The following is a 23,715-nucleotide window of genomic DNA, read 5'->3' as shown; positions in this document are numbered from 1 at the left end:
TAAGAACATATCCTATACTGTGCCTGCCAAACTCTCCACCACCTCCAGCACAGCCTGGTTCGATCTCTACCGGATGAGAAGATTTCAAGGAGGCCTTGACCGGAAACGAAAAACCATGGAACAAAAAGATTACTACAGCATATTGGGACTGGAGAACAATGCCACTCAGAAGGAGATCCGGGACGCATACCGCAGGCTGGCCCTGCTGCACCATCCGGACAGGAACAGGGACAATCCGGAGGCGGCGGACCGGATGAAAGAGATCAACGAGTCCTACGCCGTGCTTTCCGAACCCCGGAAGAGAAGCGAATACGATGCGCTCAGGCAGACCTATGGATCATCGGCTTACGGCCAGTTTCGGCAGACCCATTCCGATCAGGATATCTTCAGGGGCTCGGATATCCAGCAGATCTTCGAGGAGTTCAGCCGTGCCTTCGGATTCAGGGGCTTCGACGACATCTTCCGGGAATCCTACGGCGCGGGATATCGAACCTTTGAATTCAGAAAGCCGGGGGTATTCGGCCGGGTCATTGTGGGCGGCGTCGGAAACAGACAGGGCGCCGGAGGCATTACCTACCCTGGTGGATACCTGGAGAAGCTGATCCGATACGGCCTGAAAAAGAAATGGGGCATTGAACTGCCTGAAAGGGGCAAGGACTTACAGGATTCCATCGTTCTTTCCCCTGAACAGGCCCGGCTTGGCGGAAGGGTGCGATATTCTTCCCAAAGGACGGGAAGGGAGCTTGTCGTAACCATCCCCGCAAACATGAGGACGGGGCAGCAACTGCGCCTCAAGAGAATGGGCGAGGCCGGCCGCGCCGGCGGAGAGGCCGGAGACCTCTATCTGAACATCCGCATTCGAAACCTCTTGATACAGAAGGTAAAAGATTTTATCGCCACCCTCTGGTCTTTTATGAAGCCCGGATAAGGAGTTTAACAGCAGCGTCCTGATTCCGGGTTGAAAAATTTTAGAATCAAGGCCTTCCATGGCATCGATCCCGCGTGCAGTAAGCGCAGGCAGGCATTGCCGGGGAGGGATCCAAACCTGTCGTCACACCCACCGGGATGCAAAACGACCACGTCCAACACCAATCTCTATTCCCAGGTCTTTCCAGGAGCCAAACGGTTGCAAGGTGGGCAATTCTGAAAAGTAAGCAGCCTAATTTCTTTCAAACCGCCCCTCGCATCACAAATGATAAGTCTTGACAGGGCCAGCTTCAGACACCTGCCATAATCTCCCTCAGCGCATCGACAAACCGACGGTTGTCTTCGGGCAATGCCGTGGTGATGCGCATATACCCAGGGCCAAGGGCAGGATCATTAAGCGGCTTGATCAGGATGTTACGGTCGCGAAGTCGGTCCGCAAGTCCTGATGCGTCATAGGGTGAGAAGTCAGCCAGAAAGAAATAGGTCTCGGTTGGAAATGTGCTTACCCCCATACTTCGCAACTGGGCGGCGAGTTCCTCCGTCCAGGCATGCAATTGCGAAGCGCGGGCTTTAATCTTGTCTTCATGCTGAAGAGTGGCCATGGCTGCCGCCTGACTGGGACGAGCAAGCGGGTAGGCATCGTTATGACTGTTCAGGTCATCGGCGACAGCCTCGGGAAATATTCCGTAACCCACACGAAAACCCGCGAGGCTGTGTGCTTTGGACAGGGTGCGGGTCACGAGTAGATTGGGATATTTGGGAACCAGGTGCACAGCAGATTCACCAGCCAATCCTATGAATGCTTCATCAATAAGGAAAAGCGTCTCAGGGTGGCGGCACAGCAGATCGGGCAGAGGAGCCATATCGAAGGTGCCTCCATTTGGATTGTTTGGGTTTACAATAACTGCGAGAGTAGTGCCTGTGGGTATCGCCAGGTTGGCCAGGTCATAGGCAAAACCTTTTTCGGGAGAGAGTCTGGTTTCCGTGTAACGCCCTGCGATTTCGGGAAAAAGGACATAGGTCGGAGTCAGCAGGTGGACCTGCCTGCCAAAGCGGTCGAAGAGCTGACGGAGGATGAGTTCGGAGCCGGCATTTATATGAATAAGACGTTCGGAAATGCCGAGCTGTTCGCTGATGAGCCGGCGCAGCGGCGCCGAATAAGCTTCTGTGTAGTAATTGCTTTGCGCCAACTCTGCCCCGGCTGCCGCGACGGCCTCGTCAATCGGCGGCAGCGGGTTTTCGCAAAGCAGGAGTTTAATGCCATGGAACGTTCCCCCGCCTTTTTCCATTATGATCGTCATGATGGGCCTCCTTCTGAAAAGGCCGCGCTGATTGCCGGCCTCATTTGTCCCGTTTTGTTGCCGGACACGCCTTAGTCATCGACGTGGTGGGCGCCGAAACCTTCTACAGGGGGCATCAGCGCCGTTCGTAATATTTTTTCCAAGGTTCCCTGCGTCGATTCAGGTGGTCGCTGATGGCAAGTTTGAGAGTCGTAGCAGCCAGCAGAGCACAATGTTGATCGTCCTCGGGAAGGCCGCCAAGTTCTCGTAGAACATCGACATCGCTTATTTCCAAGGCCTCCGACCATTTTCTTCCCTTGGCCAGCTCCGTGGTCATGCTGCCGCATGCCGCACTGGTGCCGCAGCCATCGGTGGAAAACCGTACTTCTTTCAAAATGTCCCCTGACATTTTTATCCACATCGACATAGTATCGCCACAGGGACCGGTATATCTTGCCCACCCATCGGCATCCTTCAAGCTTCCCACATTGCGGGGATTCATGGCGTGGTTTATGGTCACCTCCGAGTAAATACGCCGCATATCCTCGTCAATCATTTTCTGCAATTCATCAAATGCGTCATCCATCTCAGCACCTCTCGATTGTTTAGTGTCGAAATATACAAAAAAACTATTCTTGGTTTGCCGTGTTTACCAGTCAATCACCTTTCCCACCCCACCCTGAATAAACTTTTCGGGAAATATCGCCTCTATCTCCGATTTGTACAACGTGCAGTGTGTAGGACAAACAATATCCAGCGTCCGGAGGAGGCCAAATTCTCTAAATCCATGCAATCCCCCGATCAGCGCACTCACTTTCCCGCAGCGAGTTGCCGTCTTCAGAATCTCTCCAACACCGGGATGGGAACATCCGGTTAATACCACCAGGCCCTTTTCCGTTTTCACGATCATTGACTGTTCAATATTTTTCAGCTCACCCGTAGAATAGATATTCTGGTGTATTTCAAGGGCAGGACCTACCTTGACGAACTCACCTGCGCCTGGAACACTTGAGAAAGAAGCAGGTACATAAACCTTGATTTTTCCCCCCCTTGCTCTGAGAACATCAGCAAGTGCACCCGTATGATCCCAATGATCGTGGGAGATAAAAATCTCATCCAGCGATGTGGGATTCACCCCGATCTTTTCCATGTTGCCCAGCAATATGGAACCATTGGCGCCGGTATCGAAGAGAATCCTCCTGCCTTCCACATCCACGATACATGAAAAGCCCCAATCTGGTTTGAGTTCTTTCCTTTGTGTTTCATTATCATAGACGATGGTAATCTTCACAGCCGTTTACCTTCGGATTCCGGCCTTTCCGCTGCTGGACATTTTTTCAATGCCTTGCCTGCTCAAATCGATGAATTCCGCATTTTGTGTGCCACAATGCCGGAACAGCCAGTTTCCAGATAAAGTGATGTTATTTTATCTATTTGAGTTATATATCAGAATAACAACCGTAAGCTAAAATAAAAATTACGGTTGTACAAACGCAACTACAAAAGGAAAAAGACTTTCATATATGCGATTTTTTCTTTCAACCAGGCCCTTGCAGTTATGGTCAATCGGAACGATTGGAGCCAGAACATCACGCGGAAATTCTCCATATCCCAATAGAAATATCACCAGCCTGGAACTCTGACGCCGGACTGGCTTCATGCACGGATCCCGGAACAGGACAGAACGGGGGGGGCGAAATCGATTGCACATTTTAAGAATTGAATTACGACCGTCCCGATGTTAGTTAATAGATTCATAAACGGCTGATTTGCTTGTCCTGATTTGTGGAGGTGAATATGGATAAGGCATGGCAGGATGTACTCGACAGGTTTTCTTACGGAATCTATCTCGTCACAGTTTTATCCCCCGAGGGCTTTAACGGCATGATCGCCTCCTGGGTGACCCAGTGCTCCCATGAGCCGCCGAGGGTTGCCCTGGCCATCCGGAAGAGCAGACTCTGTCACGAACAGATCCGGGAATCGGGAACCTTCTGCATCAATGTCCTCCCCCGCGAATCCGCTGAAAGAATCCGCCAGTTCAAGATCGCGGACTGGCGCAAGAAATTCGATGCGTGCAGCTACAGTCCCTCGCCGTCCGGACTTCCCGTCCTGGACGACTGCATTGGTTATCTGGACTGCACGGTGGATCATACGATCGGCACCGGCGACCATACCCTTTTTATCGGGACGATTCAGTCGGGAGGCATGATCTTGAGCGGCACAACCGCTCCTCTGACAACGGCCGACTACGGTGGCGTGTACCGGGGAGACAAGTAAGCGGATTTTCATCTTTTCACAGCGTTCCCCATAACGCGTCTCTCAGCCCGGGAACGTTTTCTTCGGCAGCCGGAACTCCATGAAAGCTGAACCATGAATCGGATTCTGATCCTTTTTACCCACCCCCGGTTTGAAAAATCGCGCGTCAACCGGGCGCTGTTGAAGGATATCGGCCAACATCCGGCGGTAACGCTTCATGACCTCTATGAACGGTACCCGGACTTCAACATCAACGTGGAACGGGAAAAGGAGTTGCTGCTGGAGCACCAGGTCATTGTCTGGCAGCACCCCATCTACATGTACAGCGCCCCGGCGATGCTCAAGCAGTGGATCGACCTGGTCCTCGAGCACGGATGGGCCCACGGCGAAGGGGGGGACGCCCTGAAGGGCAAATGGATCTTCAACGCCGTCTCGTCGGGCGGAGCGAGAAGCGAGTATGCGGCAAACGGCTTCAACCGTTTTTCCATGGGCGAGATCCTCATTCCCTTTCAGCAGACGGCCACCCTCTGCAGGATGATCTACCTGCCGCCTTTTGCCGTTCAGGGGACTTACCGACTGACGGATGCGGACCTGGAGCATTATGCCGCACGGTATCTCGACCTGCTGAACCGGCTGTCACAGTCCGATCCGGACATCGAATTCATCCGAACCTTTCCTTTTCTCAACGATTGGCTTCTTCTGGAGGCCGGGGAAACACACCATGACCAGCACCCTTCTCCATGACGCCCTCCTCTATCTGGCGGCGGCGATCGTTTTCGTCCCCATTGCCAAGCGAATCGGAATGGGCTCAGTCCTTGGCTATCTGATTGCAGGCATCATCATCGGCCCCTTCTGCCTTTGCCTTGTCGGCGGCGAGGGGAAGGACGTCATGCATTTTGCCGAATTCGGCGTGGTGATGATGCTCTTTCTCATCGGTCTTGAACTGGAGCCCTCCCATTTCTGGAGGATGCGTCAGCTTATCCTGGGGACGGGAATCCTGCAGGTCGGTCTGACAACCCTGCTCTTTGTGGCCCTGTTCCTTCTGCTCGGATTCTCCTGGACGGCGGCCCTGGCCATCGGACTGGCCTTGTCCATGTCGTCCACGGCGATCGTCCTCCAGACGCTGAGGGAAAAGGGGCTGGCGGCGACACAATCGGGAAGGTGCTCCTTCGCCGTGCTCCTGTTCCAGGACATTTCCGTCATCCCCATCCTGGCGCTCCTTCCCCTTCTGGCCGTTTCCGGCGTTCCGGCCCAGGGGGAAGAATCCGCCTCCTTTCTCCAGGGTCTGCCCGGATGGGCCCAGACCATCGCCCTGCTCCTGGCCATCAACCTCGTGGTCGTCAGTGGACGGTTCCTGATCGTCCCCTTCCTGAGGTTTATCGCCCGTCTACACTTTCAGGAATTGTTCACAGCCTCGGCCCTGTTCATCGTGATCGCCACCGCTACCCTTATGAGCCTGGTGGGGCTCAGCCCCGCCCTGGGAACCTTTCTGGCGGGGGTCGTTCTGGCCAACAGCGAATACAGGCATGAGCTGGAAAGCGATATCGCCCCCTTCAAGGGGATCCTTCTCGGCCTGTTCTTTATCTCCGTGGGGACCTCCATCAACTTCAGCCTGATCCTCAACGAGCCCTTGAAGATCCTCGCCCTCGTCTTCATGGTGATTGCCGGAAAGGCCGTCGTTCTCGCTCTCACGGGGAAGCTGGCGCGGCTGAGCTTTGATCAGAATCTGCTCTTCTGCATCGGCCTCGCCCAGGTCGGGGAATTTGCCTTTGTCCTCTTTTCCTTCATCAGCCAGCTTTCCATCCTGTCGCTGGAATGGACGGACACGATGATGGCCGTCACCGCGCTGAGCATGACGGCCACCCCTGTCCTGCTGCTGTTCAATGAGCGCCTGGTTCAACCCCGTTTCGGGACCCTGGAAAAAATCGAACCGGAACCCGAAGACATCGACCTCCACGCCCCGGTCATTATCGCCGGTTTCGGTCATTTCGGCAGTACGGTGGGAAGGTTTCTGAAGGCAAACGGTATCCATGCCACCATTCTCGACAACGATTCCGACCGCGTGGACCTGCTGAGGAGAATGGGGTGCAAGGTTTTCTACGGGGATGCCACGCGCGTGGACATCCTCAAATCCGCCGGAGCCGATCAGGCCAGGATTCTCGTTGCCGCCATCGGTTCTCCGGAAATCAACTCAGATCTCATCGAAAAGACGGGGAAGCTTTTCCCCCATCTGACGATCATGGCACGCGCCGAAAACAACCAGGACGCCTATCATCTGATGGACATGGGGGTATCCCATATTTACCGGGAAACCCTTGACACCGCCGTGCGCCTGGGGGTCGATGCCCTGGTTAAACTGGGCTTCCGAAGGTACAGCGCCACGCGTTCAGGGCAGAATTTTATCCGCTACGACGAAGCAACCTGCCTCAGGCTGGCGCCACACTCCCATGACAAGGACACCTATATAGACAATTTCCGGGAGGAGATTCGCAACCAGGAGGAAATGCTGTCCAGCGACCTGAAATTCGATCACAAGCAGTACGACCACGCCTGGGACAGCGAACCCAACCGGGAAGAATTCGACCGCCGCACAGAATCGGGCCCTGCGGCCAAGTCGGACGGGAGTAAGGACTCTGTTTCGTCCGACTCTTCTGAAGAACGTTAAGGAAAATGCCGCGGAGGAAAAGCCCCGGCTGGAGGTTGAGCCTGTAAAGGGAACAGGCCGTTTTTCGACGCAGGGTGACCGGGACGCCTGTTATGGTCCGCAGCTTATGGCGGAGAGGAATATATCCCGCAACTCCTCCATGAACGTGATGTCCGCCTGGGTGATGACCGGCTCCGGGGTTTTTCTGTCCCCATAGAACATGCCGATGCAACCCTTTGGAGCAATCAGGGGGTAGATGAAAAATGACGGCGCAAGAAAAAAACGCCTGTACCAGTCGGGAAGAATTTTCAAGATGCTGGGGTTGGCGGAATTGTCGATAATGACGCCCTTGCCCTGGGCGATCACAATGTTGAAGAGATCCGAAGACCGACTGACCCGGAAGTGAAAACGCTGAACAATCTCCTCGACACTTTCCCCAAGCCCGAAACGGGCCGCCATCGTTCCCTGTTTCGTGTCCCGCAGGCAAAAGATGACGCGGTTCAATTCGAATCCGCGGTACATGGTTTCAAGAATCATGCAGAGGACATCGTTGAGGCGGTAAGAGCCCTTCATGGCCTCCTTGATCTCCTGCAGGCCATTGGCCAGAACACCACCCCTTGCCTCCAGGCCGGAAGTGGAAGCGCCCGGACACGGATCGCGTCCGCCCGGAAGGGATGGATGTTCCGATTTCCCCGAATTTTTCGCCTTCTGGGTTTCAGGGGGATCGCCAGGTGGAGATTGGAATAACTGTTTGAACCGATCGGCGGCCTGCCTGTTGATCTTGGCCGCATCCGTATAAGGGTTTCCATTCGCAACGGCCGACTCGAGGAGCGATTTCAGTTCATCCGGCTGGATCGGAATTCTCTTCCCGTATCGTTTCAGTACGGTTGCAAGGACCTCGGCCCGCTCGGGGGATGGAGCGTTGATCAAGTTGGAGAGCAATTCGTTGGAATAGCTGGACAGAAGCCGCAGGTTCCCCCATTCCGTTTTCGGCTGATCCAGGTTGTGATCGGACAGGGGCTCCATACTTCGGACAATTTTATCGGGAAAATTCCAGGACCGCGAAATCGCCATTCCCAGATCATTATAGGAAACGCCCAGGACGGATGTGGAGGCCTTGACCTCATCGAGTTCCAGATCGACCATCCGCCTCTTGATCTCTTCATACTTGTCCGGAAAATAGCAGATGACCAGCATCTTCCCCAGATTGAAGAGCATGGAGCAGATAAAAACCTCTTCCTTGTCCGCCATTTTCATCTTCGCTGCGACACTTGCAGCCACAAGACCGCTCATCAGGGACGTCGAGGCAATCTCCTGCAGCTCTTTGACCTGAGAGTTGTTCTCCAGGTGATCAAAGATCATGAGGGTGGCCGCCATGATCCGGATCTTTTCAATGCCGAGGAGAAACATGGCCTTGGAGATGGTGGTAACCTTTCCGGATTGTCCGGCATAAAGGGCTGAGTTCACAATTTTGAGAAGTCTGTTTGTAAGAGAGAAGTCTTTCAGGATGATCTTGGCCAGGTCCCCTGCTGAAGAGAAATTGACCGATGTCAGGGACGAAAGTTTGGTGTTGATTTCGACGATGTGGCTGGAAAAGGCGGGAAGTTCACCCTTGCTGTGTATGATTTTCATCAGAAAATCGGTGGTCCCGCAAGCGGCCTGACCGCTGTCCCCATGCTCCGGGAAACCAGGGCCTTCCCCGGGAATCGGTTCGTTCGCCATGCCTCCGGTATACCGGCCTTCCAAATGAGTGTCCAAGGTTTTCACCCTCTATAAAACGTTATAGGATGTTTCCTTCCCGGCAAGGCTTGAAAACCAGCGATTCCATTTCATGGCGATGTCGCTCCGGCCGATAGCAGGATTCCCGTTCCATTCGATCAATCATCTCATACCGCCGGCTGCTTGATTCCATGTCCTCGGACCCCGCATTCTTCATCACGGACGGGCAGAAGAAGTATTGATTACGGCCCTTCTGCTTTGCCTGATACATGGCGACATCCGCATTCTTGAGAAGCGTTTCCGCATCTTCACCATCTGACGGATATATGGCGACCCCGATGCTGGTCGTCAAAAAATAATCGCGGCCATTGAGCCTGAAGGGATCCCTGAAGCTGTTCAGCATCTTCTCTGCGACCAGCCTGATGGATTCAGCATGCCCTTGATTTGTAATCATGATCACGAACTCATCTCCGCCTATCCTGGCGACGACATCGGATTTTCGCACGATAGCGACCAATCGGTTTGAGACTCCCTTCAGCAGCTGATCTCCCGTGGCATGACCCATCGTGTCGTTGATCATTTTAAACCCGTCCAGGTCCAGAAACATGATCGCGAGCTGTTTCCCCATTCGCCGGGACAGGGACACGGCATGGTCCAGTTCGTCCCTGAAGAGAAGGCGGTTGGCCAATCCCGTCAAATGGTCATGGTAGGCCAGATGCTCGATTCTGTCCTGTATCCGCTTGCGCCTGATCATCTCCTTCTGCAGGGATTCATTGGCCTTTCTGAGCTCCGACTGTATCTGCTTCCGCTGTGAGTTATCCACGATGCTTTCAATAAGATAATTTCTGCCCTCCAGGATCATCGGCACCGCGGTTTTTATGATGGGCAGCCTGGTTCCGTCAGCCCGGATCAGAATCTCTTCCGAGTTCTCCACGGACCGCCCCTCGTCGGTGACCGGACACCTGCCGCCCGCCCCGGGACACAGCACGCCGTGGCATGCGCGGCCGACGAGCATTCCAGCAGGATACCCGCCAATACCATGGATTTTTTGATTCGCATAAACAATGCGGTGGGTGTCGGCATCCACAACGACAACACCGAATCCAAGTGCTTCAAACATGGCGGGTGAAAAGTATCTGATCCCGTTTCCCACTGGGTGGATCACCTGTGGCGAAAAAAAAGAGTTAGTGAAATCCAGGAACCCAGACAAGGCGTCCCCCCTATTCCCTGGGATAAAAATCCCTGCACCCCATGATGCTCTGCTCTCTGAGAATTATTTAACTTTCGCAAAATATATACCAGTAATGAGAAAAGAGGCTGTCGGGAACATTTCTTCAGGAGCGGAACAGCTCTTTGATGCACCGGCTTTTCGAACGTCTTTAAGCTGACCGGAAGGCCTTTTAGTAATGATTGACATGTGTGGAAGATGTCATATAGATTAGGCGTAAATGGATTTGCAAGGAGCCGTTATGCCGGAAATGTTCAAGGTGCTTCCCCCTGGAGAGGCGCTTAAAGCGCTGTTTGACCATCTTGACCCCGAGGTCAGGAGCCAGGATCTCGAAACGGCTGAAGCGCTTGACCGCACACTTTGCGAGAAACTGACCGCTCCGTCTTCCCTTCCGTCATTTCCCCGCAGTACGATGGACGGTTACGCCGTCCGCGCCGAGGACACATTCGGTGCCACCGAATCGCTGCCTGCGTATCTCAGTGTAATCGGTGAAGTGCCGATGGGCCGTATATTCGAAGGGGTCGTCGGCCCGGCTCAGGCCGTGGTCGTTTATACAGGCGGCATGATCCCGCCCGGGGCTGATGCTGTCGTCATGGTGGAACGGACCCAGAAGCTCGATGAGGCAAACATCGAAGTGCTGCGCGCCGTTGCGCCGGGGGAGAACATGATTCAAGTCGGCGAGGATGTGAAAGAGGGCGAGTCCCTGTTTGACGCCGGACATATCCTCCGGCCGCAGGACCTCGGCGGACTGATGGCCCTCGGCATCACCCGCGTGCGGGTGGCAGCCGCTCTACGGGCGGCGATTCTCTCCACTGGCGATGAGGTTGTCTCTCCGGAACAAATACCGGGACCAGGGCAGATAAGGGATGTCAACTCTTACGCCATTGCCGGCCTTATCGCCCGCTCAGGGGGGATTCCACTGCTGAAGGGGATCATCAAAGACACCTACGAGTCGCTGCTTTCCGCGGCGCGCAGCGCATTGAATGCTTCGGATCTTCTGGTCATTTCCGCGGGGTCCTCCGTTTCCACACGCGATCTGACGGCCGATGTCATCAATGCGCTGGGCAAACCGGGCGTCCTGGTGCACGGAGTCGCCGTTCGGCCCGGGAAACCGACGATTCTGGGCGTCTGCAACGGCAAGCCGGCCATCGGACTGCCCGGCAACCCCGTCAGTGCCATGGTGGTTGCCGGGCTCTTCCTGACACCCCTGCTCCGGCGAATGCAGGGAGCGAAAGATCCACCTGCCCGAGGGCGAATCACGGCCAGGCTGACCCACAACATCTCCTCGGTTCCAGGGCGCGAAGACTATATCCAGGTGAGGCTGGAAGAGCGTGAAGGCGATCTCTGGGCGGAGCCGGTTTTCGGCAAATCGAATCTAATCTATACCCTGGTCAAGGCTGAGGGGATGATATGCGTGCCTCTTGATTCCAATGGATTGCACAAGGGTGAACTCGTTGCTGTCGAGCTGTTTTGAAGAATGGACTATGGGAAATTGGAGAAAGGAATGAGCAAGAGCAGAAAATTTTATCTCGAAGATATTCCATTGGATGAGGCCTGGCGCCGATTTATCACGGCCATGGAAAGCTCCGGAGCATGGGCCAGGGTTCCCGGCGAGGAGCTGCCGCTGGAGAAAGCCCTTGGGCGCGTAACAGCGGCGCCCGTATGGGCCGCCCTTTCATCGCCGGGATATCACGCCAGCGCCATGGACGGCTACGCCGTCCGTTCGGCGGACACCCTCGGCGCTACGGAAACGGCGCCGAAGCGGCTCAGGATCGGCCCCGAAAGGCAGGCGGAATACGTCGATACCGGGGACCCGATCCCTTCCTGGGCAGACGCCGTCATCCAAATCGAGCATACACAGAACGTTGACGAAGGCGCAGCCGGAAAATTCATCGAGATCCTGGCCAGCGTCGCACCATGGACTGCCGTCAGGCCCATGGGCGAGGATATGGTCGCCACCGAACTGGTGCTTCCGGCCAATCATCTGCTGAAACCGGTGGATCTGGGGGCCCTTTCCGGTTGCGGGCACGCCACGGTCAGCGTCCGGCGGCGGCCGCGCGTGGCGGTCATCCCGACGGGAACCGAACTGGTGACTGTTGAACAGGCCGCGCAGTCAGGCCTCAAATCCGGCGACATCATCGAATACAACTCCCTCGTACTTGCTTCACAGGTGCGCCAGTGGGGCGGTGAGCCAACGCGTTACCCGATCGTCGTCGACGATTACGAACGCATCAGGGATAAGGTGAGAGAAGCGGCGGCCACTCACGACCTTATCCTCGTCAATGCCGGATCATCGGCAGGCAGCGAAGACTTCACGGCGAGTATTGTCGAGGAACTGGGGACCCTCCTCGTTCACGGCGTGGCGATACGCCCCGGGCATCCCGTCGTGCTCGGCACCGTGACGGACCGCCGGACGCCCATCATCGGCGTGCCCGGCTATCCCGTCTCCTGCGCTCTCACCGGGGAAATATTCGTGGAGCCCTTGATATCGCATTGGCTCGGGTTGCCGCAGCGGGAAAAGCCCGGGCTCAAAGCGGTCATCAGCCGAAAGCTTCTCTCGCCCATGGGTGAAGATGAATGGGTGCGAGTGACCGTCGGACGGGTTGGAAAACGAACCGTGGCTGCGCCCCTGTCCCGTGGAGCAGGCGTCATCACCTCCCTGGTCCGCGCGGACGGGATCGTCCGCATCCCCAGATTTTCGGAAGGCGTCGAGGCCGGGCAGGAGGTTACCGTGGAGCTGTACCGTGATCCGGCCGATATCGACCGCACCATCGTCCACATCGGCAGTCACGATCTCTGCTTGGACATCCTGGCCCAATACCTGGCCGACGACGGACTGCTCTTTTCAAGTGCCAACGCCGGCAGTCTCGGCGGACTGACGGCCCTGCGGAGGGGCGATTCGCATCTGGCCGGTTCACACCTCCTGGATCCGTCAACGGGCGAATACAATATTGCCTATGTCAGGCAGTATCTGCCCAGTACCCCCGTCGTGGTGATGACGTTCATGCATCGAGAGCAGGGGCTCATCGTCGCACCGGGCAATCCAAAGGGAATCAGAGGGCTGGCTGATCTGGCGCGGGACGATGTGCGTTTTGTCAACCGCCAGCGCGGAGCCGGCACCAGGGTTCTGCTCGACTACCACCTCAACAGGCTGGGGATGAAACATGAAGAGGTAAAAGGCTATCGGCGCGAGGAGTACACGCACCTGGCGGTTGCCGTTGCCGTTCAATCGGGCGCAGCGGACTGCGGACTTGGTATTGCCGCCGCGGCGCACGCCCTTGAGCTTGATTTCATCCCCTTTGAGAAGGAGAGATACGACTTGGTCATTCCGCGCATTCACTACGAAAGCCCTCTGTTGAAGCCGCTGTTCGACCTGATCCACGGTCCGGTCCTGCGCAAAGCCATCAGCGATTTGCCGGGCTATGACATAACCGCCATGGGGAACATCGTCATCGAGCTGTAGTCCAGTTCTGATGCGGCAATAATACGTCCGCACCGGACCTCCGGGCAGGGTGCGGGAAGGTTTTGAACTCACAGACCCGGGAGACGAAGCCAGGCGGATCCATGGCGAGCCGGAGCGAACGCTTTTAGCGACGCCGACGTTACCGCCGGTCGGCTCTTTTTCTCTGGGCAGTCGACATCAGGTAATGGCTTGCAAGACCTGCCAGAAAACCGCAAGCCATGTTGGAACCTAAGGAAACCCCCAGGGTAATGCCCAGGGGGATCAGATCCTTTCCAACGCGGACGTCCTTTGCAAACTTCATGAGCTCGATCCCGACCATGAACATCATGGCACCGATGATGGCGCCTGGAAAGACCGAGAAAAGCCCGGCGATGGACACCGAAAGAAACAGGCCAAGGAATATTTCAATGATCCCTTCCAGGATGTTGGCGCCACCGGTCCGTGCGCCGAAGTAGTACTGCCCGGCCAATCCGCCGGCACCGTGGCACATCGGCATCCCCCCCAGAACAGGCACGATCGTGTTCATCATCCCCTGACTCCAGGAAAGCATCCTGACCGATACCGGGCGATCCGGCCAATAGGTTGAAAGGAGGGCGGCGGTGGCGATCGTGGCGTTGGTGACGGTCAACGGGATCTGGGCAAAGCCCGCCAGCAGCAGCGTATCCCAGACCTCCCGGGGTGTGAAGGCCGTCAAAGTCGGCAGGGTGAGCCCGGGAGCGGCAATGTGCCGGAGCTGACCCTTTGCAAACATAACGGCTATTCCAAGGGCCATCAGGACCACCGCAGCTGGAGCGTGGCGGCTTTCCCTCAGGGCAAGAACGATCAGGAGTGAGACCAGGGCAAGAATCCATCCGGTTGACAGCAGCTTGATCGCTTCAATAGCCAGCATCACTCCGAGGGCCGCCTGGATGCCCCGAATAACGGAGGGCGGCGTCCATTTTTCCAGCCGGCCCACCAGGTCCGTGGCCGCAAAAAGAATCCAGACCAGCCCCATGCCGAAGCCCGAGGCGTACACCATGGAAGGCGTCCAGTGCTGCGCAATGGCCACAATGGCCAGCACTTTCATGGGTTCAATGGGCATGGGAAGGCGGTACACAATACCGGTGACGATGTTGGCCAGCCCCATCATGACCAGAAAGCCGGAGGGATTCAGACCGCAAACATAGATATAACCGATGGCGAGGGGGAAGAGGGTCCCAAAATCCCCCATCGCTCCGGCCAGTTCGCGCAGGTTGAATTCAAAGGATTTGATCTTCATCATGAAAATCTTTAGCATATTTCAAGACGAAAGTTCATGTCTTTTTCGATACAACACACCCCGGACCCCGCATCGTTTGACATTTCCGGTCCCACCCCCGGCGTCTTTTGCCATTCTCTTCCATTCCTCCTGACAAGCCATGTCCCCCGGACGTTGCGCCTTGACAGCGTGCCGTTCCTCTTCTATAGTCATTCCTAATGATAAAGGGTGTTTCCATGGGGGGCCCGGAGAGCGAAACCGACGCATCTGAACAGGGTGCCTCCGGCCCGTGGCGGCATCCGAGATTCCTGCCCATGAAACGGAGTACAGACACTACGTCATGAAGTTCAGCCCGGCCATACTGACAACCTATTTTCAGGGCGAAAGCGCAAAAAGCAATATCCGGCTCCTCCTGCGGTTCGTTTTTCTGCTGGTCGCCCTGGTCACTCTATACAGCGTCATCTTCCATTTCCTCATGGCCTATGAAGGGCGGTACCATTCCTGGATTACAGGATTCTACTGGACGCTCACCGTAATGACCACCCTGGGATTCGGCGACATCACCTTCAATTCGGATCTGGGGCGGACCTTTTCCATTCTCGTGCTTCTTTCAGGGGTTTTTCTCTTTCTCACCCTGCTTCCCTTTGTCTTCATCAAGTTTTTTTATGCCCCCTGGATTGAAGCGGAGACGAGGAACCGGGCCCCCAGCCAGTTGCCGCCGGATACGAAAGACCATGTGATCATCACCAGCTACGATCCGGTGACGGTGGCCCTCATTGAAAGGCTGAAGGATCACCGGAAGAGCTATGTCCTCCTCGAGGAGGATTTCGGCCGCGCGCTGCAGCTCTATGATGCAGGCTTTCGCGTCGCCGTGGGGAACATCGATGATCCCGAGACGTATCGCAGGATGCGGGCAGACCGCGCCGCCCTCATCGTTGCGACCAACCGGGACGAGATCAACACGAACATCGCCTTCACAGTTCGAGAGCTGAGCGAGAAGGTTCAGATCGTCACAACCGCCGATTCCCCCTATTCCGAGGACATCCTGGTCATGGCCGGCAGTTCGAGGGTCCTGCAGCTTTACGACATGCTGGGAAATTCCCTGGCGGCCTGGACCATCGGCGGAGAATGCCGGGCCAATATCATCAGCCGGTTCGATGAGCTGATCATCGCCGAGTTTCCCGCTCTGGGCACCCCCCTGGTGGGAAAAACCCTCTCTGAAAGCTGCCTGAGAGAAAATTTTGGAGTGACGGTGGTGGGAATCTGGGAACGGGGCAATTTCGAGATCCCTCATGCGAAAAGCCGGATCAATCCGAACAGCGTTCTGGTTCTCGCCGGATCGGAGGAGAACCTCGCATCCTACAACGAGATTTATTCCTTTTACCACATCTGCCAGCTTTCCGTGAATCCGGTCCTCATCGTCGGAGGGGGCCGTGTCGGACACACCATTGCGGAGCGCTTCAAGGAGCGGGAGATGCCCTACCTCATTATCGAGAAAAACCCCCGCCGGGTTCACGAGGACGCAAAGAACTACGTTGTGGGAGATGCCGCGGACATCCGGACCCTTCAGAGGGCCTGGATCGAGGAGGCCCCGGCGGCCCTGATCACAACCCACGACGACGCCACAAACATCTACCTGACCAAATACATGAGAAGCCTGAGGCCGGATATGCAGCTCCTCAGCAGGGCGAACCTGGACCGCAACGTGTCCTCCCTTCATCGAGCCGGAGCCGACTTCGTGATGTCCTACGCCTCACTGGGGGCCAATGCCATCTTCCATTTTCTCGGCAACGAGGAAACCCTGATGCTGGCGGAGGGCCTGAATATTTTCCGCATCAGGACGCCTTCGTCCCTTGTGGGAAAAAGCCTCGCCCAGTCGGGAATACGGGAGCAGACAGCCTGCTCCGTCGTCGCCATCAAGATGAATGGGAAAATGACGATCAATCCGGATCCCCAGATCCCGCTTCAGAGGGATGCCGAATTGATCCTGATCGGCAACTATGAGGGAGAGCGGAAGTTCCTGTTGTGGAGCGAACAATAGGAGAAGGAGCAGCGAGGCGGCGGCAGGCCGACCAGAAGGAGATGAGGGTACAGTGACCGGAGACAGACAGCGCGTGATCATCATGGGTGCAGCCGGGAGGGACTTCCACAACTTCAACATGGCCTATAGGGATTGTGCCGGATTTGAAGTCATGGCCTTCACCGCCACGCAGATTCCCGCGATCAGCGGCAGAACCTACCCCCCGGAGCTTGCCGGCCCCCTGTATCCCGGAGGGATCCCCATCCGGCCGGAAGAGGAACTGGCGGAGCTCATTCAAAAATTTTCCGTCAGCCAGGTGGTCTTTTCCTACAGCGACGTGTCCCATGAATACGTCATGCACAAGGCCTCGCTCTGCCTCGCCCTGGGGGCGGATTTTCTTCTCCTCGGGCCGGACCGGACGATGCTGTCCTGCTCCCGGCCCGTGATCTCCGTCTGCTCCGTCCGGACCGGGGCCGGAAAAAGCGGGATCACGCGGTACATCGCAGGCATCCTCAAGGGAATGGGAAAAAGGCCGATCGTCCTGCGGCATCCCATGCCCTACCTCGACCTGAAGGAGGGAAGGCTTAAACGATTCGGCAGCCTGGCGGACGAGGAACGCTGCGATTGCACGATCGAGGAGCTCGAAGAATTTGAGCCGCTCATCAGCGCCGGCATGACGGTTTATTCCGGAGTTGATTACGCGGAGGTTGTTCGGCAGGCCGAGGCGGAGGCGGACATCCTGATATGGGACGGGGGGAACAACGATCTGCCTTTTCTGCGGCCGGATCTGGAAATCGTCGTCCTCGATCCCCATCGGGCAGGACACGAGCTTTCCTTTCATCCCGGGGAGGCAAACCTGAGAAGGGCTGAAATCGCCGTCATCAACAAGGTGGATACCGCGGCAGCGGACGCCGTAAAGAGGGTCGAGGCAAATATCCGCCAGGTAAACCCCCGGGCAAAAATCATTTTCACAGCCTCCCCGATTTCTCTTGAGAACGCCGTAAACATCCAGGGAAAGCGCGTCCTGGTCGTTGAGGACGGCCCCACCCTGACCCATGGCGGGATGCCTTACGGAGCCGGGGTCCTAGCCGCAGGCAAAGCCGGCGTCGTGGAGTTCGCCGACCCGAGGCCTTACGCCCGGGGCTCCCTTCGGGAAGTCTTCCGGGAATATCCCCATCTCGGAAATCTCCTGCCGGCCATGGGCTACTCAGGGCAGCAAAGGCAGGAACTGAAGGAAACCATCGAAGCCACCCCCTGCGACGCCGTTGTGATCGCCACGCCGGCGGATCTGCGCAGACTGCTGGACCTGGACAAGCCCTCCGTCCGGGTCACGTACGAGATCCAGGAGGTGGAGGGCAACCTGCTGAAGCAGGCCATCGAGGTCTTTGTAGGCCGTGGAAAATAGCATCAGCATTGTTTCTCTCGGCGGTAACGCAATCCTGAGGCGCGGAGAGGAGGGAACGGTTGAGGAGCAGTTTCACAATGCCGATTCCTGCATGGCCGAAGTGGCCCGGATGCTTTCCTCGGGACACAAAGTGGTCATTACCCACGGGAACGGCCCGATCGTGGGAAATATCGTTCTCCGCGGCGAGTGCGCCCGAAATTCCATCCCCCCCATGCCCCTTTTCTACTCCGACGCCGATTCCGAAGGCGGGATCGGGTTCATGATCCAGCAGACACTGTACAATCGACTCATCATGATCCGTGAAGTCAAGGACGTCGTGACGATCATCACCCAGGTTGTTGTCGACGCCGACGATCCAGCCTTTTCCCGCCCGACGAAACCCATCGGCCCCTATTACCGGAAAGAGGAGATCGAGGCCCTCCAAAGGAATAACGGGTGGGTCATGATCAGGCAGACAGGGGGCTACCGGCGCGTCGTCCCCTCGCCGATGCCGAAACGGATCGTCGAAAAGAACGTCATCCAACGGCTTGCCCTGGAGGGGGTCGTGGTGATCGCTGCCGGCGGAGGGGGCGTCCCCGTTGTGGAAACCGCAGATGGAACCCTGCGGGGCATCGACGCCGTCATCGACAAGGACCTGACAACCAGCGTGCTGGCGACGGAGATCGGGGCGGAACGCATCGTCATCCTCACCGATGTAGACCGGGTCTACCGGGATTTCGGCACGCCGCGGCAGGCCGGTCTGGATCATGTCAGCCTGGCAGAGATCAAGGCCTTCCATGCGGAAGGACATTTCCCACCGGGAAGCATGGGACCGAAGATCATGGCGGCGATCCGGTTTCTTGAAGCCGGGGGGAAACGCGTCATAATCACCCTGCCCGAACTCATGGGAAAAGCCCTTGAGGGAAGAGCCGGGACGACGATTGTCCCCTGAGTTCAAAAATCCCCATGACGTTTGTCTTTAAAAAAAAAGAGACCCGGGCCTTTGACAGCGAGGGTCTCTTCTTCCAATCCAGATTTTCAGCAACACATCACACCGTGATCAAGGATCTGAAAGCGGCGGCCGATCTTTCTTTTTCAACGGGGAAATTTCCCATGCCGCCTTCAGGGTTCACCCCCTGGCGCCCCGTCTTCGAATCCCGATCAGCCCCATCAGGCCGCTCCCAAGGAGCCAGAAGGCGGCGGGAACAGGAACGGGGTTTTGCACGACGTTGGCGTCAAAACTTGACATGGCGCTTCCTTCGTGGATGATGACCGCTTCAATCTCCGTTATGGAACCCGTTGACGTCAGGGATGCGATATCCGTGCTGAATGAAGGAGTGTCGCCGGTATAGGAGGCAACCAGGTTGGAGTCGTTATACAGATTGAATGTCACGGAACCGCCCGTCGTTCCTCCAACATGGAATGAGGAAAGATCGCTGAAATCCGTATCCGTCAAGGTAACCGTCATGGTTCCCCCGGCGCTTGACGATACATTCCCGCTGACCAGGTCCATGAGATTACCGACACTGAACCCACCGGAAAGGTTCATGATCCAATTGCCGATCGCCCCACTGTAGTATACATAGCCATCGTTATCCGTGTCTGCCACCGTGATGACAGGATTGGTGCCATCGTCAAGTGTTAACGTCAGACCCGCCTGCGCCGGCGATTGAACCCCCAGGATCAGCACGGACAAAACAAGCAAGGCAGCAGCCAAAGACCTTGCACCACAAAGATACTTCTTCATCGTTCCGTTCCCCCTTCTAATCAGAAATTTAATATTCTCACGTTAAACTCACCATCTCCATGCCGGCTCCCGACCGGATATCATGGTGTATTGAATGTTCGGACGACCCGCCTACTCCGTGATCATCCCTCCGTTCCCGGCTGACGCGATTCCCCAAGAGCCTGTGCGTTTTATCAAGTAGCACATGGAATCGGCCGTCTATGGCGTTTTGCACCTGCCCCGACAGCTCCTCCTTTTCGAGGCGTTCATGCACAACGTGGGAAGTAAATACAGGATCATCAGGCATCAGACAATCGGGCCGATCCTGATTTATCGGGAGGGAAACCCTTAATGCATCCCTGAAACGCCTTTAAGGGATCTTACGGATGGAATGGATTTTATAAGGGGAATTTTTCAGGCCGCTCAAAGTGGTGATAATCGCGGAAGTTCCGGAAATGCGCGCCCCAGAACCAGCCCCGCTGCAGAAACGCTTCCACGATGGGGGAGGATTCCGCAAGGGCGCCCGGCTGCCCGGGCGAGTAGATTGCACCCGACGGCAGGATTTGACCATTTTCATAGATGACGGGATTCTGGCGCGGATTGAGGTCGACGGCCATTCCGAGGGCGTGGCGGGAAAGCCGGTCCGTCCCGGCGATGAAGCGGTAATTGAACGCCGACGAATTGTTGGCTTCCATGGATGCTTCATCCGACCAGCCGTACCGGACAATGGGGATGACGGAATGCAGGGGAAAGCGTATTTCCAGGATAAGGGCAAAGATTTCCCGCACATCCTGTTCAACGGCGGTGGAAACAACCAGCTGCCCTGTGTGCCGCCTGCCGTCAAATCCGTAATATGCCACCTCAACGAGCCGGAGGTCATCCAGGACGGAACCCGGAGCCGACGAGCCGGAGACCGCCTCGGCGAAAGTCAGGTCGCTGTCGACCATGGCAGAAGATAAGATGTGATTCCCATTTCTTGACACAAGAGTCCCCTTTCCCCAATCCGTTCAGGCAAGGCGCCTGAAAAAAAAGTGATCCACTTCGGCCTCCATGCGGCTGGGACAGCCATGGGCGGACAGGATCTTTCTGTCGCTTCATAACGTTTTCGGGCGCAATCTGCAAGCAGACCCTGCCGAAGATAATTTTTAAATAGCCTTAAAGTTTCTTTTCCAGGGGACCGATAAGAAAAACAAAGGCAGAAAAGAGGCAGCCGGAAAGGAGGATCGCCAGGAAGGGCTGCTCGAAGGTATCCCGCAAAAAACCGATCGAATCGGCGCATAACATTTCGGCAAGAAATGCCGGCAAAAAACCTAGAAAAGGAGAATGACCATGGCACTGAGTGATATTTCATTAACATCCGGAATGAGATCCAACCTTTTAAGTCTCCAGAACACCAGCGAACTTTTAGACCGTACGCAGAACCGCCTGGCCACAGGCAAGAAGGTGAACACCGCCATTGACAGCCCCGTATCCTTCTTCGCGGCACAGTCCCTGAACTCCCGCGCCTCCAAGATCGAAAGTCTGAAGGATTCCATGGGGCAGGCCATCCAGACGGTCACCGCCGCCGACAAGGGAATCTCGGCCATCACTTCCATGATTGAACAGGCCAAAGCCGTTGCCCAGCAGGCCCTGAGCGCGGATAACGCCGCAGGAACGGACGGCGTATCCTTCACCGTAACGGCCGCCTCACTGGAAGCGACGACCGATACCGTCGTGATTGACGGCGTGACGCTGACGGTTGGTGAGGATTTTGAAAAGGCAACGGCCGGGACTGCGGACGAAAACAACGCGGAGACGGCCGAATCTCTGGTGGCAGCCATCAACGCCAGTTCCACGCTGTCCGCCAACGGATGGACGGCCAGCATCGATGAAAACGATAACAATAACGTCGTCATTCGGAAGGCCTGGACGGACCTTGCAACGACGGATGTTACCGCAAGCGCGAATTTCGGCGCAGAAACAAAAGTCGACAAAGAAACGACGGAACTTACCAATCTCCAGGATCAGTACAACGAACTGCGCACCCAGATCACAGAGCTGGCGGAAGATTCCGGGTACAAGGGCAAAAACCTTCTGTCCGAGGATGAACTCGCCGTGAAGTTCGAAGGCAACAGCCTGATGGTGGAGGGCTTCAATGCAAGCGCCACGGGTCTCGGCATGACCGAAGTGGCCGGCACCGCGGAATGGAGAACGCACGGCACCTCCGCGATGGAAGATTCCCTTGACGAACTGGACGATGCCCTGTCGACGCTGGCCATGAACTCATCCAAACTGTCCAGTAATCTGAGCATCATCACCACCCGCGAGGATTTCTCGACCAACATGGTGAACACACTGACCGAAGGTGCGGACAAGCTGACCCTGGCCGACACCAACGAGGAGGGCGCCAACATGCTGATGCTTCAAACCCGTCAGTCTCTGGCCACCACGGCCCTGAGTCTCTCGGCACAGGCGGCCCAGTCGGTTCTGAAACTTTTCTAATAACGGACGACTAACAGACGCGGATTGGCCGGGGAGGAAGAATTCCGCTCCGGCCAACGCCGCCTTTCATGGGTAGCATGATGAATATCCATAGCGTTCATAAACAACAGGGACTGCAGAACGTAGTGAGCCCTGTCGGCGAAGAGAAACCCGGTTTCTCAAGGGGAACCCCTTCCAGGGATGCACCGCGTGTCGGCAAAAGGTTTCCGAATGAGCCGGCTGCCTTCGGACGGCGGCCTCAAGAGGCAAGCCCTCTTGACAACAGCCGCAGAAAAGAGGACCTGGAATCGGATCCAACCGTTGTTCATTATCCCCCTTTTTTCCCGATAGCCACGTACCAGCGCCTTGATCTCATCAAGAAAGCCGGAGGAATGGAAGAGGCCGTCCAGGAACCCTCGCAGGGAAAGAGCACCTCGTCGACGGCCCCCGACAATATCTCGAGGGAGAAGACAACCGCTTCGGAGCTATCTGGAGCCAATGGTGAGATTTTTGCTTTCCATGATCAATCAACCGGGAGGGGACAGCCATCTCTGAAAGGCAAGCAACCCGGTTCAATCCTGGATATAGAGGTATAGACTTCCCATGGCGCTTAAAATACGTCTTAAACCACAAGAGAAAATGATCCTCAACGGCGCGGTCATCACAAACGGGAAGAGCCACTCCGAATTTGTTATTGAAAACCGGGTCATGATTCTGCGGGAAAAGGACATTCTGCGGATTGATGATGCCAAGAGTTATTGCAGCCAGATTTATCTGGCCATTCAGATGATGTACATCGATGGTGGGAAGAACCTGGCGGCATACCACAAAACCTTCTGGGACCTGGTCAGGGAACTCGTCAAGGCCGTACCGAGCACGGCCGAACATGTCGGCGTCATCAGTGAACACCTGCTTAAAAATGAATACTACCAGGCCCTCAAGGCTGCGAGAAAACTAATGGATTATGAACAGGAGGTCTTGAATCGTGTACGCAGCGCAAATTGAAGCATACAGGGCGGCTCAGAAGGAAACTCTTTCCGGACGTGAGATTGAAGCTCTGGCGCTCACAAATGCGGCATTGAAGCTCAGAAAATGCCAGGTCGACTGGGATTCCGAGGACAGGGACGGGAAACGATTGAAGGCGCTTCAGATCAACCAGCGGATCTGGACGATTCTTCAGGGTGAACTTGCAAAGGAGGACAACCCCCTGCCGACACAGTTGAAGAAGGACCTGCTGACTCTGAGCCTTGTTGTCGACAAGCGGACGTTTGAAGTCATGGCGTTCCCGTCACCGGAAAAGCTGGACATGCTCATCAGGATCAACCTGAACATCGCTGCGGGACTTCGCGGCAACCCGGTGGAATGACGGCA

At 56.2% G+C, this 23,715-nt stretch carries 21 protein-coding genes; 13 read left to right on the top strand and 8 right to left on the bottom strand.

What is annotated here, in order from left to right; genetic code table 11:
• The first annotated feature begins 115 nt into the window (after positions 1-115).
• Positions 116-928, top strand: coding sequence for a DnaJ domain-containing protein (locus ACJ77P_RS04155; RefSeq protein ID WP_408999059.1), 813 nt, complete (start codon positions 116-118; stop codon positions 926-928).
• Positions 929-1,217: 289 nt separating this feature from the next.
• On the opposite strand, the gene ACJ77P_RS04150 is transcribed toward ACJ77P_RS04155, so the two are convergent.
• From ACJ77P_RS04150 to ACJ77P_RS04140, 3 genes are all read right to left on the bottom strand, one after another.
• Entirely contained in the window at positions 1,218-2,228 is a 1,011-nt protein-coding gene (locus ACJ77P_RS04150) for a histidinol-phosphate transaminase (RefSeq protein WP_367359530.1), read from the bottom strand.
• 115 nt (positions 2,229-2,343) lie between these two features.
• A complete protein-coding gene (locus ACJ77P_RS04145; protein ID WP_408999058.1) occupies positions 2,344-2,793 on the bottom strand; it encodes an iron-sulfur cluster assembly scaffold protein in 450 nt (149 codons plus the stop codon).
• Positions 2,794-2,856: 63 nt separating this feature from the next.
• The gene (locus tag ACJ77P_RS04140) at positions 2,857-3,498 is read right to left on the bottom strand and encodes an MBL fold metallo-hydrolase (protein WP_408999057.1); all 642 of its coding nucleotides are present in this window, start codon (positions 3,496-3,498) and stop codon (positions 2,857-2,859) included.
• 506 nt (positions 3,499-4,004) lie between these two features.
• Between ACJ77P_RS04140 and ACJ77P_RS04135 the strand changes: the two genes are divergently transcribed.
• The 3 genes from ACJ77P_RS04135 to ACJ77P_RS04125 all read left to right on the top strand — a co-directional run bounded on the left by ACJ77P_RS04135 (position 4,005) and on the right by ACJ77P_RS04125 (position 7,128).
• Positions 4,005-4,484: a flavin reductase family protein gene (locus ACJ77P_RS04135; protein WP_408999056.1), complete on the top strand. Its 480-nt coding sequence runs from the start codon at positions 4,005-4,007 to the stop codon at positions 4,482-4,484.
• Between the two features lie 93 nt (positions 4,485-4,577).
• Positions 4,578-5,207: an NAD(P)H-dependent oxidoreductase gene (locus ACJ77P_RS04130; protein WP_408999055.1), complete on the top strand. Its 630-nt coding sequence runs from the start codon at positions 4,578-4,580 to the stop codon at positions 5,205-5,207.
• On the top strand, positions 5,185-7,128 hold the full coding sequence (locus ACJ77P_RS04125) for a monovalent cation:proton antiporter-2 (CPA2) family protein (RefSeq protein ID WP_408999054.1): 1,944 nt from the start codon (positions 5,185-5,187) through the stop codon (positions 7,126-7,128). The genes ACJ77P_RS04130 and ACJ77P_RS04125 overlap by 23 nt, the downstream gene beginning before the upstream one ends.
• A gap of 90 nt (positions 7,129-7,218) precedes the next feature.
• Here the strand turns inward: ACJ77P_RS04125 and ACJ77P_RS04120 are convergent, their stop codons facing one another.
• Both ACJ77P_RS04120 and ACJ77P_RS04115 read right to left on the bottom strand, forming a co-directional pair.
• Positions 7,219-8,865 carry an HDOD domain-containing protein gene (locus ACJ77P_RS04120; RefSeq protein WP_408999053.1) on the bottom strand — a complete coding sequence of 549 codons (1,647 nt, stop codon included), beginning with the start codon at positions 8,863-8,865 and terminating at the stop codon, positions 7,219-7,221.
• Positions 8,866-8,887: 22 nt separating this feature from the next.
• Positions 8,888-9,946 (bottom strand): diguanylate cyclase domain-containing protein, encoded by a 1,059-nt coding sequence (locus ACJ77P_RS04115; RefSeq protein WP_408999052.1) that lies wholly within the window; start codon positions 9,944-9,946, stop codon positions 8,888-8,890.
• Here ACJ77P_RS04115 and ACJ77P_RS04110 point away from each other — a divergent pair.
• The 3 genes from ACJ77P_RS04110 (at position 9,945) to ACJ77P_RS04100 (ending at position 13,517) form a co-directional block, all read left to right on the top strand.
• Positions 9,945-10,214 carry a hypothetical protein gene (locus ACJ77P_RS04110; RefSeq protein ID WP_408999051.1) on the top strand — a complete coding sequence of 90 codons (270 nt, stop codon included), beginning with the start codon at positions 9,945-9,947 and terminating at the stop codon, positions 10,212-10,214. The two genes, ACJ77P_RS04115 and ACJ77P_RS04110, sit on opposite strands and share 2 nt — an antisense overlap.
• 81 nt (positions 10,215-10,295) lie before the next feature.
• A complete protein-coding gene (glp, locus tag ACJ77P_RS04105; RefSeq protein WP_408999050.1) occupies positions 10,296-11,528 on the top strand; it encodes a gephyrin-like molybdotransferase Glp in 1,233 nt (410 codons plus the stop codon).
• 30 nt (positions 11,529-11,558) lie between these two features.
• On the top strand, positions 11,559-13,517 hold the full coding sequence (locus ACJ77P_RS04100; RefSeq protein WP_408999049.1) for a molybdopterin biosynthesis protein: 1,959 nt from the start codon (positions 11,559-11,561) through the stop codon (positions 13,515-13,517).
• Positions 13,518-13,656: 139 nt separating this feature from the next.
• Here ACJ77P_RS04100 and ACJ77P_RS04095 read toward each other — a convergent pair whose 3' ends face one another.
• The gene (locus ACJ77P_RS04095; RefSeq protein WP_367359540.1) at positions 13,657-14,778 is read right to left on the bottom strand and encodes a putative sulfate/molybdate transporter; all 1,122 of its coding nucleotides are present in this window, start codon (positions 14,776-14,778) and stop codon (positions 13,657-13,659) included.
• A 265-nt stretch (positions 14,779-15,043) separates the two neighbouring features.
• Here ACJ77P_RS04095 and ACJ77P_RS04090 point away from each other — a divergent pair, with 265 nt between their 5' ends.
• The 3 genes from ACJ77P_RS04090 to arcC all read left to right on the top strand — a co-directional run bounded on the left by ACJ77P_RS04090 (position 15,044) and on the right by arcC (position 19,110).
• Positions 15,044-16,795 carry a TrkA family potassium uptake protein gene (locus ACJ77P_RS04090; RefSeq protein ID WP_367359541.1) on the top strand — a complete coding sequence of 584 codons (1,752 nt, stop codon included), beginning with the start codon at positions 15,044-15,046 and terminating at the stop codon, positions 16,793-16,795.
• A gap of 82 nt (positions 16,796-16,877) precedes the next feature.
• On the top strand, positions 16,878-18,179 hold the full coding sequence (locus ACJ77P_RS04085; RefSeq protein ID WP_408999393.1) for a cyclic 2,3-diphosphoglycerate synthase: 1,302 nt from the start codon (positions 16,878-16,880) through the stop codon (positions 18,177-18,179).
• Positions 18,169-19,110, top strand: coding sequence for a carbamate kinase (arcC, locus tag ACJ77P_RS04080; RefSeq protein WP_367359543.1), 942 nt, complete (start codon positions 18,169-18,171; stop codon positions 19,108-19,110). The genes ACJ77P_RS04085 and arcC overlap by 11 nt, the downstream gene beginning before the upstream one ends.
• Positions 19,111-19,287: 177 nt before the next feature.
• Here arcC and ACJ77P_RS04075 read toward each other — a convergent pair whose 3' ends face one another.
• Together ACJ77P_RS04075 and ACJ77P_RS04070 are read right to left on the bottom strand one after the other, a co-directional pair.
• Positions 19,288-19,905 carry a hypothetical protein gene (locus ACJ77P_RS04075; protein ID WP_408999048.1) on the bottom strand — a complete coding sequence of 206 codons (618 nt, stop codon included), beginning with the start codon at positions 19,903-19,905 and terminating at the stop codon, positions 19,288-19,290.
• Between the two features lie 377 nt (positions 19,906-20,282).
• Positions 20,283-20,867: a M15 family metallopeptidase gene (locus ACJ77P_RS04070; protein WP_367359545.1), complete on the bottom strand. Its 585-nt coding sequence runs from the start codon at positions 20,865-20,867 to the stop codon at positions 20,283-20,285.
• 346 nt (positions 20,868-21,213) lie between these two features.
• Here ACJ77P_RS04070 and ACJ77P_RS04065 point away from each other — a divergent pair, with 346 nt between their 5' ends.
• The 3 genes from ACJ77P_RS04065 to flaF all read left to right on the top strand — a co-directional run bounded on the left by ACJ77P_RS04065 (position 21,214) and on the right by flaF (position 23,710).
• On the top strand, positions 21,214-22,365 hold the full coding sequence (locus ACJ77P_RS04065; protein WP_367359546.1) for a hypothetical protein: 1,152 nt from the start codon (positions 21,214-21,216) through the stop codon (positions 22,363-22,365).
• Positions 22,366-22,947: 582 nt separating this feature from the next.
• Positions 22,948-23,349: a flagellar biosynthesis repressor FlbT gene (locus ACJ77P_RS04060; protein ID WP_367359547.1), complete on the top strand. Its 402-nt coding sequence runs from the start codon at positions 22,948-22,950 to the stop codon at positions 23,347-23,349.
• A complete protein-coding gene (gene flaF, locus ACJ77P_RS04055; protein WP_408999047.1) occupies positions 23,330-23,710 on the top strand; it encodes a flagellar biosynthesis regulator FlaF in 381 nt (126 codons plus the stop codon). Before ACJ77P_RS04060 ends, flaF begins: the two co-directional genes overlap by 20 nt.
• The last annotated feature ends 5 nt before the right edge of the window (positions 23,711-23,715 follow it).

The organism is Syntrophus buswellii, assembly GCF_046097065.1.
Lineage (GTDB): Bacteria > Desulfobacterota > Syntrophia > Syntrophales > Syntrophaceae > Syntrophus > Syntrophus buswellii.
Note: the sequence above shows the minus strand (reverse complement) of the source record. Positions and strands in the feature narration are given on the sequence as shown.

What these genes read in the sequence shown, in the direction of transcription:
- ACJ77P_RS04145 (WP_408999058.1), bottom strand. Translation starts at nt 2,793, where the DNA reads ATGGATGACGCATTTGATGAATTGCAGAAAATGATTGACGAGGATATG.
- ACJ77P_RS04150 (WP_367359530.1), bottom strand. Translation starts at nt 2,228, where the DNA reads ATGACGATCATAATGGAAAAAGGCGGGGGAACGTTCCATGGCATTAAA.
- ACJ77P_RS04100 (WP_408999049.1), top strand. Translation starts at nt 11,559, where the DNA reads ATGAGCAAGAGCAGAAAATTTTATCTCGAAGATATTCCATTGGATGAG.
- ACJ77P_RS04110 (WP_408999051.1), top strand. Translation starts at nt 9,945, where the DNA reads ATGGCGGGTGAAAAGTATCTGATCCCGTTTCCCACTGGGTGGATCACC.
- ACJ77P_RS04115 (WP_408999052.1), bottom strand. Translation starts at nt 9,946, where the DNA reads ATGTTTGAAGCACTTGGATTCGGTGTTGTCGTTGTGGATGCCGACACC.
- ACJ77P_RS04060 (WP_367359547.1), top strand. Translation starts at nt 22,948, where the DNA reads ATGGCGCTTAAAATACGTCTTAAACCACAAGAGAAAATGATCCTCAAC.
- ACJ77P_RS04125 (WP_408999054.1), top strand. Translation starts at nt 5,185, where the DNA reads ATGACCAGCACCCTTCTCCATGACGCCCTCCTCTATCTGGCGGCGGCG.
- glp (WP_408999050.1), top strand. Translation starts at nt 10,296, where the DNA reads ATGCCGGAAATGTTCAAGGTGCTTCCCCCTGGAGAGGCGCTTAAAGCG.
- ACJ77P_RS04075 (WP_408999048.1), bottom strand. Translation starts at nt 19,905, where the DNA reads ATGAAGAAGTATCTTTGTGGTGCAAGGTCTTTGGCTGCTGCCTTGCTT.
- ACJ77P_RS04155 (WP_408999059.1), top strand. Translation starts at nt 116, where the DNA reads ATGGAACAAAAAGATTACTACAGCATATTGGGACTGGAGAACAATGCC.
- ACJ77P_RS04085 (WP_408999393.1), top strand. Translation starts at nt 16,878, where the DNA reads ATGGGTGCAGCCGGGAGGGACTTCCACAACTTCAACATGGCCTATAGG.
- ACJ77P_RS04065 (WP_367359546.1), top strand. Translation starts at nt 21,214, where the DNA reads ATGGCACTGAGTGATATTTCATTAACATCCGGAATGAGATCCAACCTT.
- ACJ77P_RS04095 (WP_367359540.1), bottom strand. Translation starts at nt 14,778, where the DNA reads ATGATGAAGATCAAATCCTTTGAATTCAACCTGCGCGAACTGGCCGGA.
- ACJ77P_RS04130 (WP_408999055.1), top strand. Translation starts at nt 4,578, where the DNA reads ATGAATCGGATTCTGATCCTTTTTACCCACCCCCGGTTTGAAAAATCG.
- ACJ77P_RS04135 (WP_408999056.1), top strand. Translation starts at nt 4,005, where the DNA reads ATGGATAAGGCATGGCAGGATGTACTCGACAGGTTTTCTTACGGAATC.